Origin of the sequence: Endozoicomonas sp. ONNA2 (assembly GCF_024606365.1) — a bacterium.
In the GTDB taxonomy this organism is placed as follows: domain Bacteria; phylum Pseudomonadota; class Gammaproteobacteria; order Pseudomonadales; family Endozoicomonadaceae; genus Endozoicomonas.
In genome coordinates, this window is the sequence record NZ_JAHHPO010000570.1 from 1 (window position 1) to 12,731 (window position 12,731).

Annotated in this window: 14 protein-coding genes; 13 read left to right on the forward strand and 1 reads right to left on the reverse strand. The window is 52.5% G+C overall.

The window, feature by feature from the left end:
* Together rluC and KDK14_RS10010 are read left to right on the forward strand one after the other, a co-directional pair.
* Nucleotides 1-880, forward strand: an 880-nt coding sequence (gene rluC, locus KDK14_RS10005; protein ID WP_257264960.1) for a 23S rRNA pseudouridine(955/2504/2580) synthase RluC, incomplete at its 5' end; no start/stop codon positions are given.
* A 43-nt stretch (nucleotides 881-923) separates the two neighbouring features.
* Nucleotides 924-1,910 (forward strand): S49 family peptidase, encoded by a 987-nt coding sequence (locus KDK14_RS10010; RefSeq protein WP_257264961.1) that lies wholly within the window; start codon nucleotides 924-926, stop codon nucleotides 1,908-1,910.
* A 28-nt stretch (nucleotides 1,911-1,938) separates the two neighbouring features.
* Here the strand turns inward: KDK14_RS10010 and KDK14_RS10015 are convergent, their stop codons facing one another.
* Nucleotides 1,939-2,520, reverse strand: a complete 582-nt coding sequence (locus tag KDK14_RS10015; protein WP_257264962.1) for a nucleoside triphosphate pyrophosphatase — start codon at nucleotides 2,518-2,520, stop codon at nucleotides 1,939-1,941.
* 214 nt (nucleotides 2,521-2,734) lie between these two features.
* Between KDK14_RS10015 and KDK14_RS10020 the strand changes: the two genes are divergently transcribed.
* The 11 genes from KDK14_RS10020 to KDK14_RS10070 all read left to right on the forward strand — a co-directional run bounded on the left by KDK14_RS10020 (nucleotide 2,735) and on the right by KDK14_RS10070 (nucleotide 12,564).
* Nucleotides 2,735-3,289, forward strand: a complete 555-nt coding sequence (locus KDK14_RS10020) for a YceD family protein (protein ID WP_257264963.1) — start codon at nucleotides 2,735-2,737, stop codon at nucleotides 3,287-3,289.
* Between the two features lie 33 nt (nucleotides 3,290-3,322).
* Nucleotides 3,323-3,505, forward strand: a complete 183-nt coding sequence (gene rpmF, locus KDK14_RS10025) for a 50S ribosomal protein L32 (protein WP_066016808.1) — start codon at nucleotides 3,323-3,325, stop codon at nucleotides 3,503-3,505.
* Between the two features lie 8 nt (nucleotides 3,506-3,513).
* Nucleotides 3,514-4,542: a phosphate acyltransferase PlsX gene (plsX, locus tag KDK14_RS10030; protein ID WP_257264964.1), complete on the forward strand. Its 1,029-nt coding sequence runs from the start codon at nucleotides 3,514-3,516 to the stop codon at nucleotides 4,540-4,542.
* 308 nt (nucleotides 4,543-4,850) lie between these two features.
* Entirely contained in the window at nucleotides 4,851-5,789 is a 939-nt protein-coding gene (fabD, locus tag KDK14_RS10035) for an ACP S-malonyltransferase (RefSeq protein WP_257264965.1), read from the forward strand.
* 14 nt (nucleotides 5,790-5,803) lie between these two features.
* Nucleotides 5,804-6,586, forward strand: coding sequence for a 3-oxoacyl-ACP reductase FabG (gene fabG, locus KDK14_RS10040; RefSeq protein ID WP_257264966.1), 783 nt, complete (start codon nucleotides 5,804-5,806; stop codon nucleotides 6,584-6,586).
* Nucleotides 6,587-6,809: 223 nt separating this feature from the next.
* Nucleotides 6,810-7,043, forward strand: coding sequence for an acyl carrier protein (gene acpP, locus KDK14_RS10045; RefSeq protein ID WP_020582918.1), 234 nt, complete (start codon nucleotides 6,810-6,812; stop codon nucleotides 7,041-7,043).
* 574 nt (nucleotides 7,044-7,617) lie between these two features.
* Nucleotides 7,618-8,910 carry a beta-ketoacyl-ACP synthase II gene (gene fabF, locus KDK14_RS10050; RefSeq protein WP_257264967.1) on the forward strand — a complete coding sequence of 431 codons (1,293 nt, stop codon included), beginning with the start codon at nucleotides 7,618-7,620 and terminating at the stop codon, nucleotides 8,908-8,910.
* Complete coding sequence (pabC, locus tag KDK14_RS10055; protein WP_257264968.1) at nucleotides 8,885-9,709, forward strand: aminodeoxychorismate lyase; 825 nt, start codon at nucleotides 8,885-8,887, stop codon at nucleotides 9,707-9,709. The genes fabF and pabC overlap by 26 nt, the downstream gene beginning before the upstream one ends.
* Nucleotides 9,702-10,757, forward strand: a complete 1,056-nt coding sequence (gene mltG, locus KDK14_RS10060; protein WP_257264969.1) for an endolytic transglycosylase MltG — start codon at nucleotides 9,702-9,704, stop codon at nucleotides 10,755-10,757. The genes pabC and mltG overlap by 8 nt, the downstream gene beginning before the upstream one ends.
* Before the next feature lie 32 nt (nucleotides 10,758-10,789).
* On the forward strand, nucleotides 10,790-11,425 hold the full coding sequence (gene tmk, locus KDK14_RS10065) for a dTMP kinase (RefSeq protein WP_373691059.1): 636 nt from the start codon (nucleotides 10,790-10,792) through the stop codon (nucleotides 11,423-11,425).
* Nucleotides 11,426-11,544: 119 nt separating this feature from the next.
* Complete coding sequence (locus KDK14_RS10070) at nucleotides 11,545-12,564, forward strand: DNA polymerase III subunit delta' (protein ID WP_257264971.1); 1,020 nt, start codon at nucleotides 11,545-11,547, stop codon at nucleotides 12,562-12,564.
* Nucleotides 12,565-12,731 lie beyond the last annotated feature (167 nt).

Here is a 12,731-nt window from a genome sequence, read left to right on the forward strand (position 1 = left end):
CCTTAAAGGGGTGCCCAGGACAAGGGTTTATCGCATCGTTCGCAAGGGTGAGGTGCGGGTTAATAAAAAACGGATAAGGGCAGACTATCGACTTGAATTGAATGATGTTGTCCGTATTCCGCCGGTCAGGGTGGCGCAACAGGAGGCTCCTGTAAGGCCCAATGACAGTGTGATTGCCCAATTGGAAAAGTCGGTACTCTATGAAGATGATCTGCTGCTGGTCATCAACAAACCCTCCGGGCTTGCGGTGCATGGGGGGAGCGGGCTGGCCTACGGGGTGATTGAGGCACTGCGCCAGCTGAGGCCAAAAAACCGCACGCTGGAACTGGTGCATCGCCTGGACCGGGACACCTCGGGTTGTCTGGTGATTGCCAAACGTCGCAGCATGTTGCGTCATCTGCATAACCAGTTGCAGCAGAAAGAAAAAGTTGAAAAGCTGTATCATGCGCTGGTGGTGGGCAAGTGGCCAGTCAGAAAACAGCTGGTGAATGCGCCACTGTTGAAGAACGTGTTGCAGTCCGGCGAGCGTATGGTCCGGGTGCATGTGGATGGCAAAAAATCCCGGACGGCTTTTCGGGTACTGGACCGTTTTCCCAATATGACCCTGGTTGAGGCTTACCCCATCACAGGGCGGACCCACCAGATTCGTGTCCACTGCCTGCATGGGGGGCATCCCATTGCCGGGGATGAAAAATACGGTATGGATGGGGACAATCAGACACAGAAGCAGTTTGGTCTTAACAGGTTGTTCCTGCATGCGGCCAGTATCGAATTTGACACGCTGGATGGTCAGCGATTGAAGGTTGAGGCACCTTTGCCGGACGACCTGGCGGAAGTGTTGTCAGCTTTGCAAGGGCTGGATGCCGGTTCGAAGGATTGATAAATAGACTCTGATCGTTTTTGAGTGAACCCAAGGGGTAATTATGCAAGACAAGTGGCGGGAGTCCTCGTCCGAGGCACCGGAGCGCCTGGATAGTCATCGGGCCTGGGATCTGGTGGATACATTGGCCAAAGGTGCGCTGCTGGAGCAGCGCCGTTCCCGGCGGTGGGGCATATTTTTTAAACTGCTGACCTTTGGCTGGTTGTTTTTCTCCGTGGCGGTCATTTATAACGCCACCAATATCACTGAGGTTGCGATCAGTGATGGCTCCGGCGAACACACGGCGCTGGTGGAGATTGATGGCCAGATTGGTGGTGGCGATGTGGATGCCGATGTGGTGGTGTCGGGATTGCGTTCAGCGTTTGAGGATCCGGGCACTAGAGCAGTGATATTGAGGATTAACAGCCCGGGTGGTAGCCCGGTGCAGTCTGGCTATATCTATGATGAAATTTTCAGGCTGCGTGAGCTGCATAAGGATACGCCCCTTTACGCGGTCATTATGGATATTGGTGCGTCCGGCGGCTACTACATAGCCGCTGCCGCTGATGAAATTTACGCTGACAAGGCCAGCCTGGTGGGCTCTATTGGTGTTATTTCCTCAGGCTTTGGTTTTGTCGGGACCATGGAGAAGCTGGGGGTCACCCGCAGAACCTATACCTCCGGGGAAAATAAGGCATTCCTTGATCCATTTCAGTCCGTGGACCGTGCAGCGGCTGTCCAATGGCAAGCGTCGCTGGATACTATTCATCAGCAGTTTATTGATGCGGTGAAAGCCGGGCGGGGTGATCGGCTGGTTGATCAGCCGGACGTCTTCTCAGGCATGGTCTGGTCCGGTGAACAGGCCAAAACACTGGGTCTGATTGATGGCCTGGGCAGTGCCGGTTATGTGGCCCGTGAGGTGGTGGGTGAAGAGGATATCGTTGATTATACTTTCCGCCTTTCACCGCTGGAGAAATTTGCCCGGGATTTTGGGGCTGGTGTCAGCGCCACCCTGGTGGAAGCCCTGGGGGATGGGTTTCAGTTAATGTGAAGCCCGGGCCTCCCTGGAAGGCCCGGCTCTATCGGCCCAGAGGGTAAATCCCTTCATTCATCAACATGGTGGTCAGGGTGATCAGTGGCAGTCCCACCAGGCTGTCGGGATCATTCCCGGCCATCTTCTCAAACAGGGTGATACCCAGTCCTTCGCATTTAAAGCTGCCGGCGCAGTCCAGTGGACTCTCTGCATCTATATAGGTGGCAATCTGCGTGCTGGACAGTGTTCGGAACCAGACTGTGTAGTCCACACAGGTCAGCTGATGCTCTGCTGTAGCCGTGTTCAGCAGGCAAAGTCCGGTGTGAAAAACCACCTGTCTGCCGCTGCAATGTGCAAGCTGTTGAATGGCTTTCTCCCGGGTTCCGGGTTTGCCAAGAATTTTATTGTCCAGTGCTGCACTCTGGTCGGAGGCAATAATCAGGGTGTCCGGATACTGATCGGCCAGTATCAACGCCTTTTCCCTGGACAGCCTGGTTGCCAGCTCCCTGGCGCTCTCTTCTGGTTCAGGGGTTTCGTCAATATCCGGTGAGGCCTGTCGGAAGCTCAGGTTGAGTCGTTCAAGCAGGCTTTTGCGATAGGGGGAGCCTGAGGCCAGCAATAGGTTCATAGGGGCTGTCATTTCATCATTTCGATAGTCGAGAGTATGCATGGTCTCGAATGGTTGTGAAATAGTGCTGCGTTACCAGGAAATAGATTGTGGAAAATACGGTCTTCAGGCATGTTAACGATGGAGTTGACAGGGATAAAGCTGAAATTCTGATAAACCTCACCCAAAAAGGATGTTTGACAGCAAAGGGGCATCGCCCTATGATTCCACGCTTATGTTATCAGGCCAATTACCAAAAACCATTGACCCGCGTAAACTCGCGCGTCAGGGGTTAAAGTTTGAAGGTTCGCTGGCGCTTAAACAGTTTGACCGACTGGTGGCCAGTCTCGCTGACGATCAGGGTGAGGTGCAGGTTTTCCTTCATTTCTACATGAGCGAAGATCATCGGGTGGTTCTTGAAGGGTATGTTGAAGCGAATCTGAAAATGATTTGTCAGCGTTGTCTTGATGTAGCAGAACTTCCCGTGCGTTCAGACCTCAACCTGATGGGTGTATTGACCGATGAGCAGGCCCGGTCCCTGCCAGAGGGTTATGAACCCCTGATGCTCCGGGAGGAGCCGATGGCGTTGCTGCCCCTGCTGGAGGAAGAGCTGCTGTTGAGCCTTCCTATCGTAGCTTACCATCCGCCGGAAGCCTGCCAGGTTCAGCAGAGTTTTACCACTGAATCTGATGAAGAGGCTAAGGCTGCCCGGGCAGAGGAAGAGCGAAAGCGTCGTAACCCGTTCAGTGTTCTGGCCAGCCTGAAGGCTGATCAGAAAAAAAGTGAATAGAGTTCCAGGCAAAGAATTCAGGAGAGAGAACACATGGCTGTTCAGCAAAATCGTAAAACCCGTTCCAAGCGTGACATGCGCCGCTCCCACGACAGTTTGACGGCTTCCCAGCTGTCCGTTGACGCGACTTCCGGTGAAACCCATCGCCGTCATCACATGACCGCTGACGGTTTCTACCGCGGCCGCAAAGTGCTTGAAGGTAAAGTCAGCGAGTGAGTCAATGCATGCCAGGACGGTCAGCAACTCCGGGAAGGAGAATAGCGCTTGATATTATGAGCGGGGACGAAAGTTCCCGTTCTCGTATCCGGGCCGCCCTCCGGGCCCTGGACGTCTATCCGGACCTTCACCTTGCCCTGGTGGGTGACCAGCCGCTGATTACTGATCAACTCGCCTCTATCTCTTTCGATCAGTCCCGCCTCACGGTCATTCATGCTGGCAAGACCATCGGCATGGATGAAAAGCCCTCTTTTGCCCTGCGATCCAAAGAAGGCAGCTCCATGTGGGCTGCCCTTGAGCTGGTGGCTGATGGCCGTGTTGCTGCCTGTGTCAGCTCAGGGAATACCGGTGCCCTGATGGCTATGGGACGATTTGCACTGAAGACCTTTGTGGGTATCGACCGACCTGCCATTGCCGGGTCTATTCCCTGTACTGGCGGCAGTGTCCTGCTGCTGGATATGGGTGCCAATGTTGACTGTTCCGCCAACAGTCTCTATCAGTTTGCCCTGATGGGTTCTCTGCTTGCCGCTTCCATAAAAGGTATCGCTGCCCCGAGAGTGGGGTTGCTGAACGTCGGGACTGAGGATATTAAAGGCAATGAGCAGGTCAAGCTGGCAAATCAGCTGTTGAAAGACGATGGACGTTTGAACTACATCGGCTTTATCGAGGGTAATGATGTGTTTGCCGGTGCAGTGGACGTGGTGGTCTGTGACGGTTTTGTGGGCAATATCGCCCTGAAAACCGGAGAGGGGGTTGCCGGCTTGATTCGTGACAGCCTGGTTGCCGCTTTTCAGCAGACGCTTTGGCGGCGTTTTCTTTCGCTGCTGATTGCGCCGGTCATGCGCAAAATCTATAAAAGCATTGATCCGGTGGTATACAACGGCGCGAGCTTTCTTGGGCTGCAGGGGATCGTGGTCAAAAGTCACGGACACTCTGATGAGGAAGGTTTTTTCCGGGCTATCGGCGAGGCCGTCCGGGAAGTGGACAGCGATGTGCCCGGACGGTTGGCAAAAGAGATTGAATCAATGCTGGGGTAATGTCTGTGCTTTGAGCCATCACCATTTCGCTGGTTTGTTTTCAATCCTTGTTCAAAATTACAGAGTTTCTTTGCTGTTACGCAGGAAAGAAGATTAATCATTTTCCGGTTTTTTTGTTATTGGAAACATAAATTTACTTACCTTGTTGTCTATTTTTCCTATAATTGCCTCGTTTTTTTCCTGGGAAGCGTGGCTGGTTTCCGGGCTGATTGCATGAACTGGCGTGGTTGTACCGGAAGGTTCGTTTCGTATTCAATTGAATTTTTGGCCTCTCAGTAACAAGAGAGCTATGCAAAGAGCGGGTTGCAATGACGGATGAGCTTGCTTTTGTCTTTCCCGGACAAGGGTCCCAAAAAGTTGGCATGATCGTTGATTATCTTTCAGAACCAGTGGTGTCGGCAACGTTTGCTGAAGCCGCCGTGGTGCTGGGTTTTGATCTCCTGAATATGGTTTCTGAGGGGCCTGCTGAGGCGTTGAATCAAACGGAAAATACCCAGCCTGCACTGCTGGTATCCAGTGTGGCTCTTTGGCGCCTCTGGTGTGAGCGTCAGGGTGAAGCACCGGTGATGATGGCCGGGCACAGTCTTGGTGAGTATTCAGCCCTGGTGTGTGCTGGTGCAATCAATTTTGCGGATGCCGTCAACCTGGTTCGTCTGCGGGGACTGTTCATGCAGGAGGCGGTTGTGTCCGGTGCAGGGGCCATGGCTGCTATTATTGGCCTTGATGATGCAGGTGTGGTTGCTGCCTGTGAGAAGGCAGCAGGTGGTGAGGTGGTCGAGGCGGTCAATTTCAATGCCCCCGGTCAGGTGGTGATTGCCGGTCAGGTTGCTGCGGTTAAACGTGCGATTGAGTGCGCAAAAGAAGCCGGTGCCAAAAGGGCGATTGAGCTGCCGGTCAGTGTTCCTTCCCATTGTGCCTTGATGAAGTCGGCTGCAGAGCGCCTCCACAAAGTGTTGGACGGTATTGAATTGATAGAGCCGGTGATTCCGGTGGTTCAGAATGTTTCTGCTAATGTCTGTTGTGATCCGGCTCAGCTTAAGGCGAATCTGGTGGCTCAGCTTTACAGTCCGGTACGCTGGGTGCAGTCTGTGGAAACCATGATGGCCGCAGGTGTTGGTCGGTTTGCTGAATGCGGCCCCGGTAAAGTACTGGCGGGACTGAATAAACGTATTGCACCACGTGCGCCCATTGCTACGCTGGAGTCTGCTGACGCTATGGCTCAGATGCTGGCAGAAGCTAATCAATAAGGAACAGGCGGGAAATGACTGCTGAAAGAGAGCTGGAACGGTTTATTGAGGGACAGGGTTTGAAAGAAAAAGTTGCCCTGGTTACCGGAGCCAGTCGTGGTATTGGCAAAGCCATAGCACTTTCCCTTGGTGAAGCGGGAGCCACCGTAATCGGCACGGCTACATCTGAGTCCGGTGCGACAGCCATTACTGAAGCTTTGCAGGTGGAAGGTATTCAAGGTCAGGGTATGGTCCTGAATGTAACCTCAGCGGATGAATGTCAGGCGTTGATCAAGGTTGTCAGCGCAGAATATTGCGCACCGATGATTCTGATCAACAATGCCGGCATTACCCGTGATAATATCCTGATGCGCATGAAAGAGGGGGAGTGGGATGAGGTTATAGATACGAATCTCAGTTCCATCTTCCGGATGAGTAAGGCGGTCCTGCGTGGTATGACTAAAGCACGCTGGGGGCGGATAGTGAACATCAGCTCTGTGGTCGGTTCCATGGGTAACCAGGGGCAGGCAAATTATGCTGCAGCAAAGGCCGGTATTGAAGGTTTCACCAGGGCTATGGCCCGTGAAGTTGGTTCAAGAGGCATTACCGTGAACACTGTTGCTCCGGGCTTTATCGAAACCGATATGACCAGGGCGCTACCTGAAGAACAGCAGTCCTTCCTGCTTGGTCAGATTCCCCTGGCCCGGTTGGGTCAGCCGGAAGAAGTTGCCGCTGCAGTTGCTTTTCTTGTCAGTGAGTCTGCTGGATACATCACTGGTGAGACCCTGCATGTCAATGGCGGCCTATACATGAATTAATCCTCCCTTGCCTGAAACTTTGGCGCTTTAGCAATAACGGGCAGGGCCGGGCAAACCCTGTTCTGATGGTTTGGGTTTTGGGGTTTTATCAAACCTCATGTCAATTTGCGTGGATAGTCACTGGTTTTCCATGAACTGGCTTGAAATTTCCATAATTGACCATATAAACTAGTTCACCTGCAGCCTCAGGCTGCACCGAATATCGATAGGAGCACAACCGGGTATGAGCACCATTGAAGAGCGCGTTAAGAAGATTGTTTGCGAACAGCTTGGCGTGAAGGAAGACGAAGTCACTAACAGTGCGTCATTCGTAGAGGATCTTGGCGCTGACTCTCTGGATACTGTTGAGTTGGTGATGGCGTTGGAAGAGGAGTTCGAAACCGAGATTCCTGATGAAGAGGCTGAGAAAATCACCACTGTCCAGGAAGCAATTGACTACGTTGTTGCACACTCCTGACTCTGCCTTGATTTGCTCAATTGTATCTTTTTGACACCCATTTTCGATACTTTTTCCGTGGCGAAAGTCGTTCAACGACGTGTCAGTCGAAAGCCGCACGACGATGGTCTGCGGCTTTTGTTGTTTATGTCAGCCTGCTGGCTATAACTAACTGGCTATTACCAAGGAGCTATCCTGAAATAACTTCGACATTTCTACAGACGCTATCCGCTTTCCGAAAAGCCGGAACCACTTGTGCTTTTGCGGGTGGCGGGCGGCAAGATTTTCCCGGACTGAATAAAATGATGAAGTTATTCCGGGTCAATTCCCAAGTGGCTATAACTGAAAAGTCTGGCTGAATGGTGACATTATCATCATCTTCTTGTTGTCGTCTGTTCATATTCTGGCATTTAATATCAATTCTGCCTTCTGAATATGGGATCGAGCAATTCATTTTGGACAGCTGGGCAAGGCGGAATGACGAGTAATAGCAGGAGGCGATGATGGGAATGACGGTTTACTCAATCTGTACGACAGGTCAGTAGGAGAGTCAGTCTTGTCGGAAGAAAAAAATACACAATGGTTATCGCAGCGAATGCGTAGAAGGGTTGTTGTAACAGGTATGGGGGCATTAACCCCTGTGGGAAATAATGTCAGTAACAGTTGGTCTGGCCTGTTAGCGGGACGCAGTGGTATTGAAGCGATCTCTCACCTGGATACAGCAGGCTTCAGCGTTTCTATCTGTGGTGCGGTCAAAGGTTTTGATCCTGACAGTGTTATCAACAAGCAAGACGCCCGTAAGATGGATGTCTTTATCCAGTACGGTGTTGCCGCTGCTGCTGAGGCCATGGCTGATTCGGGCTTTGTGATTGATGATTACTGTGCTCACCGATATGGTGTGGCAATCGGCTCAGGTATCGGTGGTTTGACGTCTATTGAACAGAATCATTCCACGTTAGTGAATAGCGGCCCCCGTCGAATATCCCCATTTTTTATTCCCGCTGCCATCGTCAATATGGCGGCGGGCTGGGTTTCCATGAAGTACAACCTTCAGGGGCCCAACTTTGCCACCTCAACAGCCTGCGCTACAGGCAGCCATGCCATTGCCCTTGCCGCGAGAACCATTGCTTATGGTGATGCTGATCTTATGGTGGCTGGTGGGGCCGAAAAAGGTTCGTCTGCGCTGGGTATGACCGGTTTTGCCGCGGCCCGTGCGCTCTCAACCCGTAACCATGAGCCTGAAAAAGCCAGCCGTCCCTGGGATGTGGATCGTGATGGTTTTGTTCTGGGTGATGGTGCCGGTATTCTGGTGCTGGAAGAGTACCAACATGCGGTTAAACGTGGCGCACGGATATACGCCGAACTCAGTGGTGTCGGCATGAGTGGGGATGCCTGGCACATGACCTCACCGCCCGAGGATGGGCGGGGTGCTGCACGCGCCATGATTTCAGCCCTTGAAGATGCCGGTCTGGCGCCTGAAGATGTGTCGTATATTAATGCCCACGGTACGTCCACACCGGCAGGGGATGTAGCTGAAACACGGGCCATTCATAAGGTGTTTGGTGTCCACGCCACTCGTCTGGCGGTCAGTTCTACCAAATCCATGACCGGCCATTTACTGGGGGCTGCCGGGGCTGTGGAAGCAGTATTCAGTATCAAATCACTGGTTGCCGGTGTGGTCCCCCCGACTATTAATCTGGATAAGCCCGGTGAAGGCTGTGATCTTGATTATGTGCCGCACCGTGCCAGAAAAATGCAGATGGACCATGTGCTTTCCAATTCGTTTGGTTTTGGCGGTACCAATGTAACTCTGGCATTTTCCAAATTAGATATTCAGGGCCGGTTAAATCAGGGGGGGCCGGGTGAAGGATTATCCAGTCTGGGTTAATGGAGTGCCTGGAGGTTTCCTGCCGGTATCGGATCGTGGGCTGGCCTATGGGGATGGCTTATTTGAAACGGTTCGGGTTTCCGATGGCAAGCCAACGCTGGCTGACCATCATTGGCGCCGCTTGCAGCGCTCTTGCCAACAGCTCGGTATTGCTGTGGATACAGAGCGATTGCTTGCAGAGGTGGATGCCTTTTTGTTGGATAACCAGGCCGGTGATGCTGTGCTGAAGGTGATTATCACCCGGGGTAGCGGTGGACGCGGCTATAACCCTGAGGGTTGTCTCTGTGCGCGTCGCATTTTGTCACTCCATTCATTGCCGTCAAGGCCCCGTGATCCTGGTCGCTATGGCGCACGGGTAAAGCTCTGTCAAATGCGTCTTGGGCGAAGTCCCCTGGCAGGGCTAAAACACCTGAACCGTCTTGAGCAGGTACTGGCCAGAAGTGAGTGGCGGGGCGATGCTTACGACGAAGGTCTGCTGTGTGATTACCATGGTAATCTGGTTGAGGGTACCATGAGCAATCTGTTTATTGTGACTCATGAAGGTGATCTGGTGACTCCGGATCTGTCCTTCAATGGTGTGGCCGGGGTTTGTCGCGATTTTATCATTGAGTTTGGCTGCCATCTTGGGTTGACGGTTAAAGAGCGGTGTGTACCCCGGGGCCTGGATGTTGCGGAAATCTTTCTCTGTAACAGTGTCAACGGTGTCTGGCCTGTGATTGAATACGAAGGAAGGGCTTGGGGGATTGGAGCCCTGACGGCCAAAATTCGAGATTGTGTACTGGAAGAACTAAATGCTTAGGAAGTTGCTGCTGACGCTGTCTGGAGGTTTGCTGATAGCCCTCTTGCTGGTAATGGCCGGTCTTGCCGCTGGCTGGTATGGTCTGCGTTGGTACGGTGATCAGCAGATTCCAATGACCGGTGATGCCGAATTTGTCATTGTTACGGGGGACTCGCTGGGGCGAGTTGTACAGCGACTGACGGCAGAACGGCTTATTGAATATCCCGGAATATTTGAGGTCTTTGCCCGGGTCAAGGGGGTTGCTGCTGACCTTCATGCCGGCGAATACTTTATTACTTCTGGTACCACTTATCGACAGCTGTTGCATAAGTTTGTTGCTGGCGATGTCCGTTACTTCAGTGTGACCCTGGTGGAAGGCTGGACTTTAAAAGAGTTACTAAAAGAGTTGAATGGCCATCCGAAACTGACTGCTCCGGTGGCGCTGAAAAATCTGACGCCGGGGATGGTGACGTTAATCAAGGATGTGCCGCAAACAGATAATCTGGAAGGGTTGTTTTACGCCGACACATACAGCTTTGAAGCCGGGACTCTTGTGGCAGCAATTCTGAAAAGGGCTCATCAAAAGCTTCAATCCGTCCTGGCGGATGAATGGAATCAAAGGGCCGAAAACCTCCCGTATAAATCCCCCTATGAAGCTTTGATTATGGCGTCAATTATTGAAAAAGAGACGGGTGTGCCATCAGAACGGCCTGATATTGCCGGTGTCTTTATCCGACGTCTGGAAAAAAAAATGCGACTGCAAACTGATCCGACCGTTATCTACGGTATGGGGGATCGCTATCAGGGTGAATTGAATCGTCCTATGCTAAGGGAGCGAACCGCTTATAACACTTATGTAATTCATGGCCTCCCGCCAACTCCGATAGCGGCGGTTGGGCGTGAGGCTATTCAGGCAGCGCTGAATCCGTCCGATGGGCAAACGCTTTACTTTGTTGCCCGTGGCGATGGTACTCACCACTTTTCCAACACACTGGCTGAGCACAATCGAGCGGTGAGGAAGTATCAGGTCACGGAGCGGCGGAAAGATTATCGTTCTACGGTGCAATAGAAACACGGGTTATTATTGATAAAATTGAGAGATTGATGGGTTTTTTTCTTACTATTGAAGGCTGTGAAGGTGCCGGGAAAACCACTGCCAAAGGGGTTGTCCTGCATTGGTTAAACGCTAATGGCCATGATGTTATAGAAACCCGGGAGCCAGGGGGGACGCCATTGGCTGAACAGCTCAGAGGCCTGGTGCTTGCCAGGCACGACGAGACGGTGACGGATACTGCCGAATTGCTGATGGTCTTTGCTGCGCGTAGCCAGAATCTCAGTCAGCGTGTCGAACCGGCACTGGCCGAGGGCAAGGTGGTGGTTTGTGACCGGTTTACCGATGCCACTTATGCCTATCAGGGTGGCGGTCGTGGTATCGATGAGCACTGCATAGCGATACTGGAGCAGCTGGTACAGGGGGATCGCAGGCCGGATATGACACTGCTGCTGGATATTGAGCCAGAACTTGGCCTGGCAAGGGCGAGAGGTCGGGCCATTGAGCAGGGTGGGATCCTGGATCGTATTGAGCGGGAAACGATCGAGTTCTTTCACCGTGTTCGCCAAGTCTATCTGGCAAGGGCTGAGCGTTTTCCCCATCAGTACGTGGTTATTGATGGCAGTCAGTCGATTCCGGAAGTTGAAGCTCACATCATCAAGGCTTTGCAGTGTCGGCTCCTTTAGCAATCGATCTTGCGCAAGGAGACTTTTTTATCAGTTTTGCGAAAATCGCAAACACTATGTGTGGTTCCGGCTTTTGTCCAGCGAACAACACTCATTGATATGGCTACAGGTTGCATTAATTGAGTTCTGAATCAACTGATATGGCAAATAACTTTTTGTCAGGGCCGTTACCCTGGCATCAGGCTCAGTGGCAGCCACTGGCTCAGCGAAGACAGGCAGGCCTGCTTTCCCATGCCCTGTTGTTAAAGGGTGCACCCGGAGTGGGTAAAGCTTATTTTGCCAGAGCGTTGGCAACCAGGGTGCTATGTCATCAAAATAATGGCGCATACGCTTGCGGGTATTGTAAGAGCTGTGAGCTGGTAAAGGCGGGGACGCACCCTGATCTTTTGGTGGTTCAGCCTGAGGCGACCGGTAAGCCGATCAAGATTGACCAGATTCGTCAAGTCAACGAGTTTGCCCGTAAAACCGCCCAGCAGGGTGGACGCCGGGTAATCGTAATCAACCCGGCGGAAGCGATGAATGTTTATGCCGCCAATGCATTGCTGAAAAGTCTGGAAGAGCCAGGTGGTGATACTCTTTTTATTCTGGTCAGTGCCCGCTCCGGAGATATGTTGCCAACCATCCGCAGCCGCTGCCAGATGGTCTCTTTCACCGTACCGGATACCGCGCTGGCAAAAGCCTGGTTGTCCGATCACATTGCTGATCCTTTGGCGGTGGATCAGTTGTTGAGTCTTTCATCGGGTTCGCCCATGACCGCCAGGGTAATGTTTGATAGTGATACGCTGGCAGTCAGAGGCCGCTTGTTCAATGCCATGCCAGAATTGTTCCGGGGGAATCTTACCCCTGTAGAAATGGCGAAAGAGTGGCATACAGGTAATTTGGTTGAACTGCTGGCCTGGATGGGCAGCTGGCTGGATGATGCTGTAAAACTGAAACTGGCGGCCGATGAAAGCTGTGTCAGGAATCGTGATCTGATGAGAATGTTGGATTACATGGCGAAAAAAGTTGAGGCCGCAGATCTGCTGGTATTGCGCGATAAAATCATGCTTCAGCGACAACAGCTGCTTGAGGGCGCTAACCTGAATAGCCTGATGTTGATGGAAGGTGTGTTCAGCGACTATCTTGAACTGGTGATGTAATATCTGTTCTTCTGAGTAACTCCCTCGATCTGAGTTACTTTGAGATGTGTGCCCGCAGGGTGGGCCAGGAGGCTCTACGAGAATAGCGCACGACTGCAGGAGCCGTTGCTGCCCAGGAGGCTGTCCGAGAATAGCGCCCGACTGGGCGTCCCCGTAGCGAGGACGGC